The organism is Niallia yueguangensis, from assembly GCF_052663115.1.
In genome coordinates this window covers 138,866-156,436 of record NZ_JBQTCX010000004.1, presented here as the reverse complement: position 1 = coordinate 156,436, position 17,571 = coordinate 138,866, and the positions used below count along the sequence as shown (strand labels likewise).

Below are 17,571 nucleotides of genomic sequence, written 5' to 3'. Positions count from 1 at the left end.
TATTTCATCCTATTATAAGATTACTTTATTTTCCGACTATTTTCTATCCTTTTCTATTGAAAAGAGGACGGAGCTGCGTCATTTTATATGGAAAAAACTAACAGTGGTGCTTCGTATGTTGTTGTTTATCCTTATGAGTAAAGAGCAGCTCCGCTTACCTCAACTTTATTAAGTTAGAATCTACCCTTGGTAGTGAAGGCAAAGGATTAGACTTTATGTGAGTTTTCTGAACATAAATATCCCAAATATCCAATGAAGAAACCAAGAAGAGCACCACCTAACACTTCCTGTGGCTGATGTCCGAGCATTTCTTTTAATTTTTTTGGCTGTTTCTCTACAAAAGGTACTTTTTCATCCTTTTTTATTCTTTCAACTAACTCTCCTAAATCATTTACTTTCAGTGTTAATTCACCTGTTTGTCTTCTTATTCCTTGTGCATCATACATCACAATTAATCCGTATACAAGAGAAAGGGCAAAATCAATCGATGAAACACCTTTTTGCAAGGCAATATACGTTGTCAGCGACGAAACACCTGCTGAATGGGAACTCGGCATTTCACCTGTTTGAAAAAACAATCCTGGTTTCCACTTTCCAGTTTTAAAAAAATAAAGTGGGATTTTTAAACCTTGAGCTGCAGCAATACTCGTTAACGCAACATAAACACCTTTATTCATTTTCTCACCTCAAAGATTATTTTTCATAATCAACGGGTAAATTATGCGATAATGCGAATACTACTTATATAATTTTATTTCCATATCAGTGTTTATAAATGATAAAGGCGGTGTGAGCGGAGCCAAGCTTTTCTATATACAAAGTAGGCTATTTTTATCCAGCTTATTGAGAGAAGGCGTAGCCCCAGCCCCTTTTCCCCAAAAAAAGAAAGGATGTTAAGAATGAGTATAAAAAATCACACAAATAAAGGAACTGCTGCACGCAGTGTAAATCCGCAAGGCTTCGGTCAAGATGAAAGAACGGCAAAACCAAAAAGCAAATTAGAAAACGCAGCGAAAAAAAAGAATACGAAATAAGTTCGATTCTTCCCTATCCACTCCTTGCAGCCTAAAAATAATTTGTCCTTGTTGCAAGGAGTAAACTACAGAAAAATTATTGAATAGTAATTTCTTGATTTTTTTTGACATATCGATGAAAATGTTTAAATTCAAGTTCATTAAATTTTTTGATCGCAACGTCTGGATTGATTTCAAAGATACTCTCCTCTAATAAACAATCAACTGGAACATCACATTTTATCTCTGCTAGAAGCCTGCTTAAATGCAGCATATCTATATCTGCTTCAATTTTTAACTGTTGGCTTTTTGTGAGTTTAGCAATATTTGCAACGATCCCATCCACATTTGTATGTTCTTGCAGTAGTCTTAATGCCGTTTTTTCACCGATTCCTTTCACACCAGGATAATTATCACTTGGATCACCCATTAATGCCTTTAGATCAATCATTTGTACTGGTTGAATACCTTTTTCTGCAAAAAAAGTTTCCGGTGTATGCACTAGATAATTACCATAACCTTTTTTTAACAATGCAACCGAAATATGTTCGTCTAACAGCTGTAAAATATCTTGATCGCCTGTTAAAATAGTAACTTGCACCTTTCCTCTCATCTTTTTAGCAATTGTTCCAATACAATCATCTGCTTCAAATCCCACAACACCAATATTAGGTACATGAAAGCTTTCCACCACTTCTTTGACTAATTCAAATTGTGGAAGAAGTTCCACTGGTGCTTCAGATCGGTTGGCTTTGTAGGAAGGATACATTTCTGTTCGGAATGTCGTGCTTCCCATATCCCAACAAACTGCTACATGTGTTGGATTAAATTGTTCTATCGCTGTAAAGAAATGCTTTATAAATCCATAAATAGCATTTGTTGGTACCCCTTTACTATTAATCATAAATTGTCCCGTAACAGCTGTCGCAAAATAAGCACGAAATAATAATGCCATTCCATCTACGAGCAGAAGGGAATTGTCATTTCTTTGATTCAAATTATTCATCTCCTTTTTACCCAATTTTTAATGGGCAATAATTCCCCAGTAATGGAAGTTTCACTTTATCTAAAAGTACATTATAACAGATTTATGACCTTTTCAAATTGGTACGTTTTTTCAATTTTACACAAATAGCTCCTTTACCTTCTAATAAAATAGTTTTATTCACAAGCTTTTCTTTATTATTCTCTTCCTTTTACATTATTCCTGTTCTTAAATGATGATTTTTCCCAATAAAAAAAATCCAATTTTATCATCGGATTTTATCAAAACAATTATATGTTATATGTAAGTTGCGATTATTTTTGATGTGCTGCTTTGCTAACATTATTTAGAACATGTTTCATAACAAATAAATAACCAACTACCGTTAAACCGATGGAAATAGCTACCATTCGTAACACCTTCTTTCTGTCAATGAGAATAATATTCAACTTCAATTACATTTTATCATTAACGATAATCATTTTCAATACACCTTATAAATATTTCGAATTTTTTTTCTTTTTTACACTGAATGTTCATAGAAAATTCATAAAAAAAAGGATTATCCTAATAAGGACATCCTTAAACGTTTTGAAGGAGTTGCTGTGCAATAATAATTATAAAGTTTTTTCGCTAATCATTCATCGTTAATAATTTCCAATGTTGTTCTACAAATTTTTTATTTTACTACATCTGTAAAAATAATTCCAAGTAGGTATTTATCACTAAAAGAAATCAAGGCTAAATGAACTAATTTATTTTGATAATTTTTAATTTTACATATCCTAATATGTCGAAAACTGTGATAAAATGATGATACTTGATGAATTTGGAGGAATGATTGGTGACAGTAACAAAAAGTGCAACAGAAATATTAAACGGGACTATTGAATCTGTTAAAGAAGTCCTCCCTTTTGACATTTCCATCGATAAACCTACACTAATTTCTGCACCTTTTACGCAACAATCAATTGGGGTATTAATAGGATTAACCGGAGATTTTCGTGGGAGGATTATTATAGACGGCAATGAAGTAGTTTTTGGTAAAATTGGTGAATCAATGTTTGGAATGGCTCTTGAAGGTGTTATGCTAGAATCTTTTTCTGGTGAGCTTGGAAATATGATTGCCGGAAATTTAACTACTTTTGTTTCAAAAAATGGAATAGAAATGGATATTACACCACCAACCGTTCTAATTGGAGAAACAAAAATGTATGGTTTTAACAAAGCACTCCGTTTACCTATTTCCCTTCCATCTATTGGTGAATTAACGATTATCTTAATGTTGGAAAATTAAAAACATCAAAAATAATAAAAGGGGGGTTATCTAAAGACATCCTCCCTCCTTTTATAGATTAATCTTTTTGTTTTTTACTTTCCTGACTTTGCACTTCAATGTTAATTTTATTTTCTACCTTTTTTCCACAAACCGTACAGGTTGTAGGCTCTTTGTAAATAATTCGGCAATGTTCACAATAATAGTTCTCCATATTTTCACATCCACTTTTTAATCCATTTATATTAAGATATTTAGCATCTAAAAAATTTGTGCTATCATTTTATTAAAAAAAGTGAACATTTATTACTTCCTTACATTTGTCGATATCATTGCTTATATTACCTTTCTATTCCTTCATCCAACCTGACCAACTAAAAAGCTGTGACTATAAATTTTAGTAAATATTAAAAAGCCTCGTAAAAAATTTATTTTACGAGGCTGAAATTGCATTCCAAAAAGAATATCTACTAATTTATAGCTTATATACATCTCTGTATTTGTCAGATAAATAGTTAATTAAATAAGTTGGATTTAACCCTTCACCCGTTACGTCATTTAATATTTCAAGTGGTTTTTTTGTTTTACCATACTGATGAATTTTTTCATTTAGCCACTCTTTTATTAATTGCAACTCTCCTTTTTCTAATAATGCATCAAAATCAGGAATATCTTTTAATAAGGTTTGTTTAATTTGAGCTGCATACATATATCCTAATGCATAGGAAGGAAAATAACCAAAGCTTCCGCCGGCCCAATGAACATCCTGCAATACTCCTTCTCCATCATTTCCAGGAGACATACCTAAATACGATTGATACTTTTCATTCCATAATGCTGGTAAATCTTTCACCTCAATTTCATCATTAAATAATCCTTTTTCTAATTCATATCGAATAATGATATGTAATGGATACGTAAGTTCATCTGCTTCAATGCGAATAAGAGAAGGTTTTGATTCATTTATAGCACGATAAAAATCCTTGCCTGAGATTTGATCGAACTGACCGTTACTATATGATTTTAACTTTGTAAAATTTTGTTTCCAGAAAGAATAATTCCTTCCTACAAAATTTTCATAAAACAAAGACTGCGACTCATGGATACCCATGGATGTACCTGTACATAACGGGGTTCCCACCAGTTCTTTTGCAATATTTTGTTCATATAATGCGTGTCCTACTTCATGAATTGTTCCAAAAACCGCTACTCTAAAATCAGATTCTACATATTTTGTTGTGATACGAACATCTCCAGGATTAATCCCCGTAGCAAATGGATGTACTGTTTCATCTAATCTTCCTGCCTCAAAATCATAACCAATTTGCTTTAATATTTCTAAACTAAATGCACGCTGTTTCTCTTTTGGAAATTGCTCAAATAAAAAAGACGTTTCAGGCTGATCATCAGCTTCGGCAATCTGTTGGACTAACGGAACGATTTTACTTCTTAATTCTGCAAACACTTTATCCAAAATTTCTACTGTAATGCCTGGTTCATACATATCTAACAATGTATTATATTTGTTGCCTTCATATCCCCAATAACCAATAAATTTTTTCGTTATCGCCACTAGCTTTTCTAGATAAGGATGGAATAAAGAAAAATCCGCTTTCTCTTTCGCTTCTTCCCATACGCTTTCTGCTTTAGACTGAAGCATCACATATTCTTTATATTCTGTTGGAGGAATTTTTTTATTGCGATCGTAGTCTTTTTTTACTTCTTGAACGGTTTTAATGGTCACATCTGATAATTCAGTCTGTACTTTTTCATCCGTTAATTGTGATATGTATGTTTCTAGCTCTCCAGATGTAGACATATTAAATAGTTCAGATGATAAAACACCAATAACTTCTGTTCGCTGATCCACACCTTTTTTAGGAGCTCCAGTTCTTAAATCCCAATAAATTAATGCCAACGCTTCATTATAAGCACCCATTTTTTTCACATAGTCTAAAAATTCTTTTTCTAATTTTGTAATTGAATTGCTCAAAAAATCAAGCCTCCTTACGATTAATAAAACTATCTTACCATATTTTTCTATAGTAGTAATAACTTAAAGCTTAAGATGATTAGACAAAAAAACTGCATGTCCATGATGACGAATTGTCTATCATAAACATACAGTTTTTACGAATTCTCCCTACCTTTTTTAGAAAAATAGGCTTATAAAGAACCCGCTATACAGAATTCGGCTTTCTATTCGTTTATAGCATGGATATGCTTAACAGGCAATGCAGCTTCTACTGCATTCAAAACAGATTCCTTTTCCTTATTATCAACAAGAATATGAACGTTCCCTCTGTCTTCATGTGTTCGGATTAAACGCCCAATTCCTTGTCTTAACCGTAAAATCATATAAGGCATGTCCACTTCTAAAAACGGATCGATGCTGTTTTCCCTTTTTGATTTATAAACAGGATCATTTGGCGGAAATGGCAAGGAAAATAAAAAGACATTTTCTAATGATCTGCCTGGAACGTCTAAACCTTCCCATAAATTCACTGCACATAAAACGGATTCTTCTTCATTTTGAAATTTTGAAACAAGTCCGCTTATTTCGCCTTCGCCTTCGTAATAAACAGGAAAATGAAAATCTGCTGGCCTATTTTCTTTAAAGTTCTGTAAATCTTCTTTATTGTTAAATAAAACTAATGAGCGACCATTTGCTTTCTCAATTTGTTCATAACAATATTGTTGCTTTCGTACTGAATCTTCTTTAGAAAAAGATTCCACAAAAACATTCATACTTTCTTCGTATTCAAATGGTGAATCTACAGAAAACGATAAATAATTAGTTGCACCTAAACTATTTGCCATATATGCAAATGATTTATTTTCAGATAATGTTGCAGATGAGAAAATAATCGGCTTCTTCTGGCTAAATACATCATCTTTCATGATATCTTTTACAAGCCTTGGCATTATAACTAAAGTACGTTCCCCATTGTTTTCTTCAAACCATGTAATGCCATTCATTTCTTTCAAGAAAAGACTAAGCGAGTGAGAAATTTGTTCTAAATATTCTTCGACAACCTTCAATTCATACTCATTAATTACATACATTTCACTTTCAAACACAAGCTCTTCTTCTAAGTCGGAAATGAATTGTGCTAATTTTTTTCCTTCTGCCATTACTGTTGCTGTTTTTTGAATTTCTTGTTTATCCGAACCCTTCGTCTGAAAAGATGCTTTCGTCAGCTCTGCAAAAAACTGCTCATTTTGATAAATAGTATCTTCCATCATATTTAATGTTTTTTCTCTCACATCGTTTGCCATTAATTTCGTTAACAGCTTTTCAAGATTTTGTTCTGTTAAACGATAGGTTAACGCTTTTTGAGCAGCGTATTCTAATAAATGTCCTTCATCAAATACAATACAAGAACTTTCCGGCAGCAAAGGAAGTTGTCCTTCTCTTTTTCGCGATTCTTTTGTCCAAATATGCTCCATATAAAAATCATGCGAACAAATAATTAAATCTTTTGCATTACGGTAATAATCACGATGCAGCGTTTGCCCACAGCGATGCCTTTTTTCACATGTAAAACAGTCTTGAAGAGAATCCCAAGCCACCTCATTCCACTCTGCATCACGAAGTTCCGGGTAATCCTTTCGATCCCCATATCGTGTAAATGACTGAAGTGATCCCGAACCATGAACAAAATCAGGAAGGGAATCATAAATGCTATTAAACGTATCTTCCACTATAATTTGTTTATCTAATTTATTTAAACATAAGTATTGATTTCTAGATTTCGCTAACCGAACATCTACATTTAAATTTAATACTTTTTCCAGCTTGGCAATATCTCCTTCTTTTTTTACCAGCTGTTCAATAAGTGTTTCATCACTGCATGCAATAATAGCAGGTTTATTCATATAGCGCGCGTAGCAAATGGCATATAATAAATAAACAAATGTTTTCCCTGTCCCAACACCAGCTTCAGCAAAAATCGTATTTTTTTCTTTAAACGCATTTTCCAACTGGTATGCCATATACACTTGTTCATCTCTTAATTCAAATCCAGCTTCAGGGAGAATATCGTAAAAAACATCTCCAATCCATTCTCCTAATTTTTCATAAAAAGATTCTGTTTTAGCCACTTCAAACGGCAGGTTGTTTTGCATGGTACCCCTCCAAAAAGTAAAATATTCTCTCATTTAATGAAAATGAGAGAGTATTTTTGGTTTCTATCTAACTTTAAAATTTTTTGCTTTCTTATCTTTCAAGAAAAAGAAGGGTGTGCAAAAGAATTAAGCACCCTTCTCTAGTTTTTCCGTCTGATCAGCGCTTTTCTTAATAGCCACTGTCACGAGATAAAGTAAAAGACATTGCTTGTTGAACTGTTTGTTGTGCTTCTATTAATGCTTTTTGCCCTTTATTTACAGTGTTATCTGCTTGAATAATTTCCAAAGACTGATTTAATGCATGTATTATTTTATCATAATCTATAGTAGCATCCTTCATTCTATCCCTCCAGGTTGATATCTATAGATAAAATATATACAAAAAATCAAATAATATACTATCATGCTTTCGACTAGCCTGAAGATTTGCAGTTTTTTTGCTACACGTTGCACACTACTTATGCAATTTTTGCTAAATCGTTCGCTTTTGATAACTATTTTTTTCTTTTACCCCAATATTGATAATAATCTGTTTTAATAAAGCCGTTGAACAGTTTTCTTTTTTTGGTAGCTTTTTTGCCATAATGTGTTTCAAACTCTTCATCAGATGTCAGCATATAGATAGACCAGCTGTCTAATGGTTCAAATGCTTGTCCCATATCATGATACATTTTTTGAACGGATGGTTTATCTCCAAGTCTTTCCCCATATGGTGGATTGCCGATAATAACTCCATTTTCTTTCGTTGTAGTAAAATCTTTTACTTGCATTTGTTTAAAGGTAATCAAATCACCTAAACCTGCTTCAAAGGCGTTTTCCTCTGCAATTTTCACCATTTTATGGTCAATATCTGTCCCAATTATTTCAAGCGGCTGATCATAGTTTGCTTTATCTTCTGCCTCTGTACGAACTTCATCCCAAATTTTCGCTGACATCCAATCCCAGTCTTCTGAAATAAACGCTCTATTAAATCCTGGTGCAATATTTTGACCGATTAATGCCGCCTCAATCGGAATCGTACCGGATCCACAAAACGGATCAACTAACGGACGGTCAGGCGCCCAATGGGTTAATAATAGTAAAGAAGCTGCCAGTGTTTCTTTTATTGGTGCTTCACCTTGCCCGACACGATATCCCCTGCGATGTAATCCATGCCCAGAAGTATCAATGGTTAATGTTACAATATCCTTTAAGATCGATACTTCTAGTTTAAATAAGGCACCGTTTTCTTCTAACCATCCCGTTTTTTTGTAATAAGAGCTAATCCTATTTACAACCGCTTTTTTAACAATTGCTTGACAGTCAGAAACGCTAAAAAGCTTCGATTTTACTGATTTCCCTGAAACAGGAAACTGCGCATTAACCGGCAAATATTCTTCCCAGCGCAATGCTTTTGTTTTTTCGAATAGTTCATCAAAGGTAGTTGCTTTAAACTCTCCAACTTTAATTTTTATTCTGTCTGCAGTACGAAGCCACATATTGCTTCTTGCAATCGCAAGCTCATCACCTGAAAATAAAACCTTGCCATTGTCGACCGTACATTCATATCCTAAATTCCTTACTTCTTTTGCAACAATTGCTTCAATCCCCATTGCAGCTGTGGCAATTAAATCAAATTTTTTCATTTTTTCACCCTTATTTAAAAATTCATTTACGATAGTGTTTATTTTTTATTCCTAATCTATGTACTGTAAATAAAAAGGATGACCCTCAAAAATATGTCTGACATCCCTAACAATAGAAAACGTATACCTTTTTCTATTTGTATATGAAGTCAGACCCTTCTAGTGAGTCACCCTTATCCTTATTCCTTTATGTCATCAACATTAACGCTTTGTAAGCCATGTTCTGTTCCTTTGTACTCAGTCGACATTGTCTCGTATAAAGGCGGTAATCATCTATCTACAGAATCATCTTCTGTCCTTCTCTTAAGTTCAATTCCTCAGAGAAAGTTCCCCTACCATAATTTGGGTTTCTCGCTCGTGGGGTTTACCTCGTTCCACCCTTTTCATTTCTGAAAAGGCTCCGTCACTGTGGCACTTTCAAGGTATTCATACCATATCAAATGACTTAGGTATTTTCCCTGCCGTCAGCAAAGATCCACTTTGCTGCCCTAGCTTATTTTTTGGCTAGGCACGAACACTACAAGCATCTCAGCTTGTGCGAGCATGGACTTTCCTCTACAAAACCAATGTTTTGCAGCGATTACCCCAGCGTTTTTATTGACTACAGATGCTATTATATTATGTTCATCATGGAATAGCAATGGGAAATAAAAGAATTTTTCTTAGGCTATGTTTCATACCTCGAAATACATACGTTTTCGATCAGCCTTAGTTTGTGTAAATTCTACTTTTTTTGCATACTAGAGTTTTTCGTTTCATTCATATAACTTGCTGCCAAAAACATGCTTTTCTAAATTTGATAATCTCTTTAATATATCAAAATTCGTTGTTCCAGCAGCGCTTGGTGCTGGTTGCCGTCTAGAGGCTTCTTCTGCTTGTTTTTTTAAACGCAGATTTTCTTGTTGAAGCTCTTCAATCTCTTGATGCAATGTTTCATAATCTTTAATAATTAAATCTAAAAATTTATCAACATCTTCTGGTTTATAGCCTCTCATGCTTGTTTTAAATTCTTTTTCTAAAATATCTTTCGCCGTTAATTTCATTTTATCTGATAACATAATACGTTCACCTCAAGTATTACCATAATCTTATTTATTTTTTCAAAAAATGTTCACTTTGTCAATTTCTATTAGAACTGTTCATTAAATTGCATCTCTTCTACAATAGATTGTAAATCAGAAAAAGTAATCATGCGGATTTCATAATCCTTTTTTTCATTATATTGTTTAGCAAGATGATATAAATATTTTGAACTTCCTTCTTTTTCTTCATCATAAAATAATAATAATACATCACTTTTTTGAAGGAGAAAGATATTGTTTGCTTTTAATTGGCTTGGATTTTCATACGGTTTTTTTGAAACAGAATCAATATAATCCGCTTGCATTAATACCTCTTCATACCATTCTTTATTTGCTTCTTTCCAGCGTAGCTCCTGATCTAAAAATGGAGTAAATACTCCCACTTTTAAATTAGGATATTTTTCGGCTTGTAATTCATATGCCACTTCTGCTGCCCAAAGCTCTGTTCCAATCTGTCCACTAATTAATATCCATTCCAGTCCTTCTTCGACCATCATCTCGATATTTTTTCTAATCGCCTCTTTTATGTAAAAAACGGCTTCATCCTGCTTATTAAAAATGCCTATTTCATAAGGTTTATAACCCGAAATGACAGCAACTTTCATGCACTTGCATACTCCTTTATATAATAAAATGAAGGTAATCTATGTCAGAACAACCTCTATATTATACTGTATTTCCTGCTAATAGAGAAAATAACACTAAAAAGCAAAAATAATAATTACTCATCGCAACCGCATTTTTTACGGCATTCTATCCTTATATTATAAGCACTTCTTTACAAAAGAGAAACTAGTTTCATTATTTTTTTTACAATCGCTTTAGTTTAGTTATAGATACAAACAAAATTTTCCTAATAGTAAAACAAGGACCATAATCGGCCCTTGTTTGTTTTTTCCTTTATTTTCTTCTAAACGGGAAAGCTCCTGGCATTTGACCAGGTGCTCCCGGAATTTGACCTGGCGCTCCTGGGTATAGTTGACCTGCAGCAGTAAAAGGTATTCCCCCCGTAGGCGGTTGTTGAGGTGCTGGACCTGGCGCTGGGTATGGAGCAGGTGCAGGCCCCATATTAGCTTGTGTGTTCGTTACAACATTTTCAACAGATTGTGTTTGCGGGAAGTAATGTTGATGCTCATAATTCACATGATTTACAGTTGTTGTATGTGTTGGATGAATATGAGGTACAATATTGTTTGAAAATGTGTGATTTACACAACATTTTGTAGGGTGAACTACAGCAGGCAATACACAACTTGGTCTAGGTTTGCAATGCATAAAGAAAATCTCCTCTCATTAGTTTAATTATCTTACATTAACAACTTATGATGAAAGAGATAATCTTGTACTAATACAAACACCTAATTTACTTTAGTTTCTGTATGGAAAAGGGAAAGGAGCTTCTCCTTTTTTATATGGAAATTATACTAAGTCCAAAATATTACAATCTATAACATCGCATACAAGCTTTCTTTTAATGTTGTAAAAAGAATCGCAGTCAAACATACAACGACAAAAAATAATAACATAACCACTTTATACAAAAAAGCACACCTCATTGCAAATATTTTCACTACCTTACTATTTTAATAAGATAATAGAAAACAAACAACTAGGAATTTGCGGAAAATTTTTAAGACGAATCTTTTTTATTCGATATTTTTCTATTCAGCCGTTCGATTCGTTTTATAAACTGTCGCTGCTGATTGTCTTTTTGGTTTTCGTTTTGTTCTAACCATAGTTGATAAGCATTATTTGTCCATTCAAGTGCTTGAACAACGTTTTTTTCTTGATGCTCCGCTACTTTAGCTAATTCAATATAAGCATCTATTATGATTTTATCATTTGTTTTCTCTGTATTATTTTCAATTATATTTTTCCATAAAGAAACAGCTTCCGCTTGCTTTTTTTCTTTTTTTGCATGTTTGGCGAGGATTGATTGTGCCAAAAGTGTTTCCTCTTTATTCGTTTCTTTAATACGATTTAGACTTTCTTTAGCTGCATCGACCTCACCTAAGGCGGAATACCAGCGGCCAACCTCTAATGTTTCCTTTGGAGTTATGTGACGATCCTTTTGCAACAACTGGCAACTTAAATGAGTATATAGTGTTATTAACGATAAAATATCTAATTCATTATGCTTTAATATTGCCAGCATGCCTTCTGGATTTTTTCTTTCCACAAAATCAAAATAAATCATCGGTGCTAAAAAACCAGGGACATCATCTTGGCGTATTACATCTAACACTTCTTCTTCAACAATCGACAGCTTTATACGTTCCAACCGATGTTTCCACATTCTTCTTGCCCCATGATATAAGTCAAAATGGCCAAATTCAGGAAGCTTCGGAACATGTTCCTTTACAAACATATGCCTTGTTTTTACTTGCGGCCAATCGAAAGCTTTTCCGTTATACGTAACTAGTGTTGTATAATCGACATTTTCTAAAAAACTTTTAAATAAAGGTACTTCTCCACCCGGATATGAAAGTATATGCTGTTTTAACACAACATGTTCTTCCATAATTTGTGCATATCCTAAAATGAAAATAGTATTGCCTGCTCCTCCACCTAAACCTGTTGTTTCCGTATCAAAGAAAAATAGTTCGTTTGCTTTATGCCCGTTTGCAGATAAAGGATGAGTAAAATTGGATTGATTCCATTCCTTAACGGCGTCTATACATTGACGAAACGAATACTTGCCGTGTTTATATGCTAGTGGATATTTTACTTCTCGAATTAAACAATAGTCGTTATCCACCCAATATGGATGAACATTTTCCTTATTCCAGACCGTTAAATAAGGAATTTCCTTATATTCCTGTTTTTTTAATTGTTCAACTGGTTTTGCATCTGTTTTTAGATGTGGTTTTAATCGATTCAACTTATTTTTAATACTCATTTTATCCCCTATATTTCGGTGTTACTTGAACAAAGAAAGAATGTTCAGCACCTCTTTTTTATGATCATCATTTATACCTTCCAAACCAATACAAGATGGACAGCCATTTGGACAGGAACAATTTTTGATCATTTTTTTTGCTTCTTTTAACACCATTGGCATTTCTTCATATAATTTCTTACTTAAACCGATTCCGCCAGGATAACGATCATAAAAAAATATCGTCGCTTTTTCATTATGTGGTGCTTTCACTTGCGGAACTACCTGAATATCACTTGGATCAGCCATTACTAATAATGGGGCAATATGCTTTAAAGCATGGGCAGCACCAAGTAATCCTTGTTCGGTTCGATCATCATTAATTGGGAGATTATTGGGATCAAATGAAATCCACGCTGCATTTGTATGAAGCTCTTCTTCAGGTAAGCTTATTGGGCCTGAACCGATATTTTCATGTGTTTCAAACTTAATTTTTTTAAAAATCGTGCTCATTGCGGTAATGCTGACATCACCATACCCAACTTCCACTTCTTCCACTTTTTTCAGTTCATCCACTTCGAGTACTTTTAATGAAACAGCTAAATTTGCATCTGTATAATAATCGACACTAACCTCCCTGACAAACGCCTTTTTTTCTTCCCAATCTAGTTTCTCGACTTGATATTGAATGCCTTGGTGCAAATAGATTGCTTCTTCATGGAGCAATGTCATCGCAGAAAATCGGTCGCTTTCCCCGATTACTCTTGATTTGCTGACATCAGAAATATCGATAATCACGACATTTTCCTGTGAGGCGGACCGCAAACTGATATTATGCGCTGGAAAAGAATCATTCATCCAATACCACTTATCCCCATTTTGAAAGAGCACTCTTTCTTCTGTTAAATATTCGAGTATTTCTGTAATTTCGCACGTACCAAATGAGTCGCCTTTTTGAAAAGGCAGTTCGTATGCCGCACATTTCATATGATCAATTAAAATGATTAAGTTATCCGGATTAATCCTGGCAGTTTCTGGATTTCGATTAAAAAAGTATTCAGGATTTGCGATCATATATTGATCTAAGGGGCTCGAACTAGCCACCATGATTACTAAGGACTCATCATGTCTTCGTCCAGCCCTGCCTGCCTGCTGCCAAGAACTCGCTATCGTGCCTGGATACCCTGTCATGATGCAAGCTTGTAATTGTCCGATATCAACACCAAGTTCCAATGCATTGGTGCTTACTACTCCATAAATATCGCCTTGCCTTAATCCCTTTTCAATATCTCTTCTTTCTGTAGGCAAATATCCGCCTCTGTAGCCTCTGATTGCTTTTGGTCCCAATTGGTATTTCACCAATTCTTGCAAATAGGTCAATAAAATTTCGACTCTCACACGGCTTTTCGCAAAAATAATCGTTTGAATTTTATTTTTTAATAGCTCGCCCGCTAGTCTTCTTACTTCCAACGTAGCGCTTTTCCTTATATTAAGAGGAATGTTTACAATCGGCGGATTATAAAAAACAAAATGCTTTTTGCCGCTTGGAGCACCGTTGTTATTAATTAATGTCATTTTTTCTTCTGTTAAGTTTTCAGCAAGTTCCAGCGGGTTCGCAATGGTTGCGGAAGTACAAATAAAGATTGGATTGCTGCCGTAAAATGCACAAATTCTTTTCAGTCTGCGAAGAACATTTGCAACATGACTGCCAAATACACCGCGATAAATATGGAGCTCATCAATCACGACATATTTTAAGTTTTCAAACAAACTCACCCATTTTGTATGATGAGGCAAAATAGCCGAATGGAGCATGTCTGGGTTGGTAATGACAATATGCCCTGCCTTCCTTACTTTTTGCCTGATAGCAAAAGGGGTATCTCCATCATATGTATAACTGTTTATTTGTAATTCTGCACTTTCTATTAATTCATTCAATTCACTTTTTTGATCTTGAGCCAGCGCTTTTGTCGGAAAAAGATACAACGCTCGCGTTTGTTCATTTTCTGTTATCGATTGAATAACAGGCAAATTATAACAAAGTGTTTTTCCAGATGCAGTAGGTGTTACAGCAACCAAGCTGTTATTTTTTTTAACCTCCTCATATGCAGATTTTTGATGCGTATATAAACGAGTTATGCCTCTTTTTTGCAAAGCAAATTGGATTTTAGGTGATAAGCCTTCAGGTAGAGGAACAGTTTCAGCATCTTTTGCTTCGATTGTATGCCAGTAGGCAATCCTGTCTTTATATTCTTCCATATTATTTAAATCAGCAATAAATGCTTGGAGATTTTTTCGAACCTTCATGTATTTTCACCTCTTATATATTCCATTTTACCGAATAAACGTTCCTGTTTAAAGAGGTATTATCCTTTAATAGAATGAATTTTTTTGAATTGGCGACTATAGTGTTACTTTTAGGCACATCGACCATTTTTTCGCATAAAATAATCAAAAAAACGTTTCAAAAAGGAGTTGACAGCATTGTCTAAAAACTTCCCAATTGATCCAAACAAAAAGGATAAAACAGAACCATTTGGGGGGATTATTCAATCAATGAATACCTTCTTTCAAGAAAAACCAGTAAAAAATTTTCTGCAAAGCATGGATGATTTTTTCAACAACCCCTTTCCAAATATGGCATTCCCGCTTTCGATAAAAGAAACAGAAACTGCAAATATTATTACTGCTGAATTGCCGGGGGTTAATAAAGAACAAATTACTATTGATGTGTATGACCGCCACATCACGATAAGTGTAAACTACCATGATCAAATAACCGAAGAAAACAAACAACAAAATTTATTCCGATCCACCCAAACTTATAAAAGGAACAGCAGAACCGTTACATTACCTTATCTTATTAACGAACATAAAGTAAAAGCCTCGTACCAAAATGGATTGCTTTCTATCAGCATCCCGAAACAAAAAGGGAAAAAAATAAGTATTGATGAAAAGTAATAAAAAAAGATGTTCGTTTAAAAAAGAATATGATGCATATACTACTAGTGATATTCTAATGACTGTTCTACTGACAAACAGTTATTAGAGTATCACTAGCTTCTTTACAAACCCTACTTCCGAGGTGATTAGATGAGCTACAAAGAACAGTTAGATTCTCATTCTTCCCTTTTTCATCATAATTGGACAAGACCAAAACGGGCAAGTTCCCAAGTAAACGGGCATACCGAAATGTCTAAACCCAATTTTATTTTAAGAAGGAATGCAAGAGCATACCGATATATGTAAAACAAATTTTGTTTTATTAGGAATGCAGGAGCACACCGATGGTTAGGACAAGAAACTAGAAAAAGAGGGCATCCTCCTTAAACAAAACACTTCACATATGTGTGAAGCTATGCTTGGAGGATGCCCTCTTATCCTTTTACTAATGGTATTATACTTTAAATATTCCTCCTACCCCTTTTACAAGTCCAGTAACTTGGTTCATCGCACTCATCATCATTCCAGCAGTATCCATCATTTTATTAAAATCAAAAGAACCGTCCTGTGATTTAAATGAATTCATGATGTTTTGCATTCCACTTTGTTTTTTGGGAATAAATGATTGCTTTGGATATGGATTCATATAGCTTTGTTGGTAATTATTTTTTGGAGCATTTGATACATACGATTCATTTTGATATTGCAATGGATTCTGAAATACATCATGAGACGATTTAGGATAGTTATTTTGCGGATGAAAATATGGTTGTTCATAATTTCCATATGTTCCAGGCAACGTCATCTGCTGGCCGTAATATGGATGCATATTTTCCATAGATCCATTCCACATTGGAACATTCATATAAGGGGTATATTGTCTGCTGTTCAAGTATGGATAAGCTGCCGAACCATTATTTATATGTGATGGAGTCCTATTTAAATATGGCAAATAATTTGGTCGTCGTGCTATGTTCATTTAAACATATCCTCCTCCAAAAGTAATTCCTTCTCTATCCTATGAATAAAATGCCTAGCTGGTGCAAATAACAACACTGGGTTTAGCCAAGAAAAAAACCGCAAAAAAAAACTGCCAACAAAGGCTCTTCTAGGTAGCCTAAAGGTTTGCAGATTGGCTTTCTTTATTTTTTGAACATTTTATAGACAGCTAAGATGAATCCCGATGTCAACTAATAATAAAGCACATCTATTGTTCACCAGTTTTGCCACCTTTATTTAGTTCATTTAATAACGCTTGAAGTATATATTGTACAGATTTTGCTGCATCAAGAAATCTTTTTTTACTCGTTTCCGGATAAAATGCCTGAATGGAGATTATTTCAATATGATCGGATGCTGAAAGTATTTGGGCACCATTAAGATATACTGGCCTTTTGTCATTTACCCATTTTAATGCAAGTTCTTTCCATTCATCGTTCAGCTGCTTCACTTTATTTGCATAAGGGTGCACTACTTCATAAAAATCTTTTGCTTCTCCTGTTGTTTTCACTTGATGAAATGTTCTTATTAAATCTTCAGCTGCTTCCGCCAGCCTTACTGTATCTTCTTTTAACTGATGATCGTTATCCATTTATTGTTCACTGCTTCCTATAAATGCTTTGTTGTATCTATGTTAGTTAT

The 17,571-nt window shown here is 34.0% G+C and carries 18 protein-coding genes and 1 other RNA gene; 4 read left to right on the top strand and 15 right to left on the bottom strand.

Annotation, left to right across the window (positions count from 1 at the left end; translation table 11 throughout):
* Positions 1-206: 206 nt before the first annotated feature.
* The gene (locus ACTYA4_RS05600; protein WP_443479917.1) at positions 207-677 is read right to left on the bottom strand and encodes a divergent PAP2 family protein; all 471 of its coding nucleotides are present in this window, start codon (positions 675-677) and stop codon (positions 207-209) included.
* Positions 678-899: 222 nt separating this feature from the next.
* On the opposite strand from ACTYA4_RS05600, the gene sspL reads away from it, so the two are divergent.
* Positions 900-1,034, top strand: a complete 135-nt coding sequence (gene sspL, locus ACTYA4_RS05595; protein ID WP_443479918.1) for a small, acid-soluble spore protein L — start codon at positions 900-902, stop codon at positions 1,032-1,034.
* A 76-nt stretch (positions 1,035-1,110) separates the two neighbouring features.
* Here sspL and ACTYA4_RS05590 read toward each other — a convergent pair whose 3' ends face one another.
* Positions 1,111-1,968, bottom strand: coding sequence for a 5'-3' exonuclease (locus ACTYA4_RS05590; RefSeq protein WP_443480164.1), 858 nt, complete (start codon positions 1,966-1,968; stop codon positions 1,111-1,113).
* 874 nt (positions 1,969-2,842) lie between these two features.
* Here ACTYA4_RS05590 and ACTYA4_RS05585 point away from each other — a divergent pair.
* A complete protein-coding gene (locus ACTYA4_RS05585) occupies positions 2,843-3,295 on the top strand; it encodes a chemotaxis protein CheX (RefSeq protein WP_443479919.1) in 453 nt (150 codons plus the stop codon).
* Positions 3,296-3,353: 58 nt separating this feature from the next.
* On the opposite strand, the gene ACTYA4_RS05580 is transcribed toward ACTYA4_RS05585, so the two are convergent.
* The 11 genes from ACTYA4_RS05580 to ACTYA4_RS05530 form a co-directional block, all read right to left on the bottom strand.
* Positions 3,354-3,488: a hypothetical protein gene (locus tag ACTYA4_RS05580; protein ID WP_443479920.1), complete on the bottom strand. Its 135-nt coding sequence runs from the start codon at positions 3,486-3,488 to the stop codon at positions 3,354-3,356.
* Between the two features lie 261 nt (positions 3,489-3,749).
* Positions 3,750-5,267, bottom strand: a complete 1,518-nt coding sequence (locus tag ACTYA4_RS05575; RefSeq protein ID WP_443479921.1) for a carboxypeptidase M32 — start codon at positions 5,265-5,267, stop codon at positions 3,750-3,752.
* Positions 5,268-5,473: 206 nt separating this feature from the next.
* Positions 5,474-7,402, bottom strand: coding sequence for an ATP-dependent DNA helicase (locus ACTYA4_RS05570; protein ID WP_443479922.1), 1,929 nt, complete (start codon positions 7,400-7,402; stop codon positions 5,474-5,476).
* Positions 7,403-7,571: 169 nt separating this feature from the next.
* Positions 7,572-7,742 (bottom strand): hypothetical protein, encoded by a 171-nt coding sequence (locus ACTYA4_RS05565; RefSeq protein WP_443479923.1) that lies wholly within the window; start codon positions 7,740-7,742, stop codon positions 7,572-7,574.
* Positions 7,743-7,896: 154 nt separating this feature from the next.
* Positions 7,897-9,027 (bottom strand): THUMP domain-containing class I SAM-dependent RNA methyltransferase, encoded by a 1,131-nt coding sequence (locus ACTYA4_RS05560; RefSeq protein WP_443479924.1) that lies wholly within the window; start codon positions 9,025-9,027, stop codon positions 7,897-7,899.
* A 207-nt stretch (positions 9,028-9,234) separates the two neighbouring features.
* Positions 9,235-9,619: RNase P RNA component class B (gene rnpB / locus ACTYA4_RS05555), an RNA gene on the bottom strand.
* Positions 9,620-9,782: 163 nt separating this feature from the next.
* A complete protein-coding gene (gpsB, locus tag ACTYA4_RS05550; RefSeq protein ID WP_443479925.1) occupies positions 9,783-10,085 on the bottom strand; it encodes a cell division regulator GpsB in 303 nt (100 codons plus the stop codon).
* Between the two features lie 71 nt (positions 10,086-10,156).
* Entirely contained in the window at positions 10,157-10,714 is a 558-nt protein-coding gene (locus ACTYA4_RS05545; protein WP_443479926.1) for an SLOG family protein, read from the bottom strand.
* A 295-nt stretch (positions 10,715-11,009) separates the two neighbouring features.
* The gene (locus ACTYA4_RS05540) at positions 11,010-11,384 is read right to left on the bottom strand and encodes a CotD family spore coat protein (RefSeq protein WP_443479927.1); all 375 of its coding nucleotides are present in this window, start codon (positions 11,382-11,384) and stop codon (positions 11,010-11,012) included.
* Positions 11,385-11,739: 355 nt separating this feature from the next.
* On the bottom strand, positions 11,740-13,008 hold the full coding sequence (locus tag ACTYA4_RS05535) for a ribonuclease H-like domain-containing protein (RefSeq protein WP_443479928.1): 1,269 nt from the start codon (positions 13,006-13,008) through the stop codon (positions 11,740-11,742).
* A 21-nt stretch (positions 13,009-13,029) separates the two neighbouring features.
* Complete coding sequence (locus ACTYA4_RS05530; protein ID WP_443479929.1) at positions 13,030-15,294, bottom strand: DEAD/DEAH box helicase; 2,265 nt, start codon at positions 15,292-15,294, stop codon at positions 13,030-13,032.
* 177 nt (positions 15,295-15,471) lie between these two features.
* On the opposite strand from ACTYA4_RS05530, the gene ACTYA4_RS05525 reads away from it, so the two are divergent.
* Both ACTYA4_RS05525 and ACTYA4_RS05520 read left to right on the top strand, forming a co-directional pair.
* On the top strand, positions 15,472-15,948 hold the full coding sequence (locus ACTYA4_RS05525) for an Hsp20/alpha crystallin family protein (RefSeq protein ID WP_443479930.1): 477 nt from the start codon (positions 15,472-15,474) through the stop codon (positions 15,946-15,948).
* Between the two features lie 132 nt (positions 15,949-16,080).
* Positions 16,081-16,236: a YpzG family protein gene (locus ACTYA4_RS05520; RefSeq protein ID WP_443479931.1), complete on the top strand. Its 156-nt coding sequence runs from the start codon at positions 16,081-16,083 to the stop codon at positions 16,234-16,236.
* 148 nt (positions 16,237-16,384) lie between these two features.
* Here ACTYA4_RS05520 and ACTYA4_RS05515 read toward each other — a convergent pair whose 3' ends face one another.
* Both ACTYA4_RS05515 and ACTYA4_RS05510 read right to left on the bottom strand, forming a co-directional pair.
* The gene (locus ACTYA4_RS05515; RefSeq protein ID WP_445505576.1) at positions 16,385-16,909 is read right to left on the bottom strand and encodes a YppG family protein; all 525 of its coding nucleotides are present in this window, start codon (positions 16,907-16,909) and stop codon (positions 16,385-16,387) included.
* A gap of 228 nt (positions 16,910-17,137) precedes the next feature.
* Complete coding sequence (locus ACTYA4_RS05510) at positions 17,138-17,521, bottom strand: YppE family protein (protein WP_443479933.1); 384 nt, start codon at positions 17,519-17,521, stop codon at positions 17,138-17,140.
* Positions 17,522-17,571: the final 50 nt, after the last annotated feature.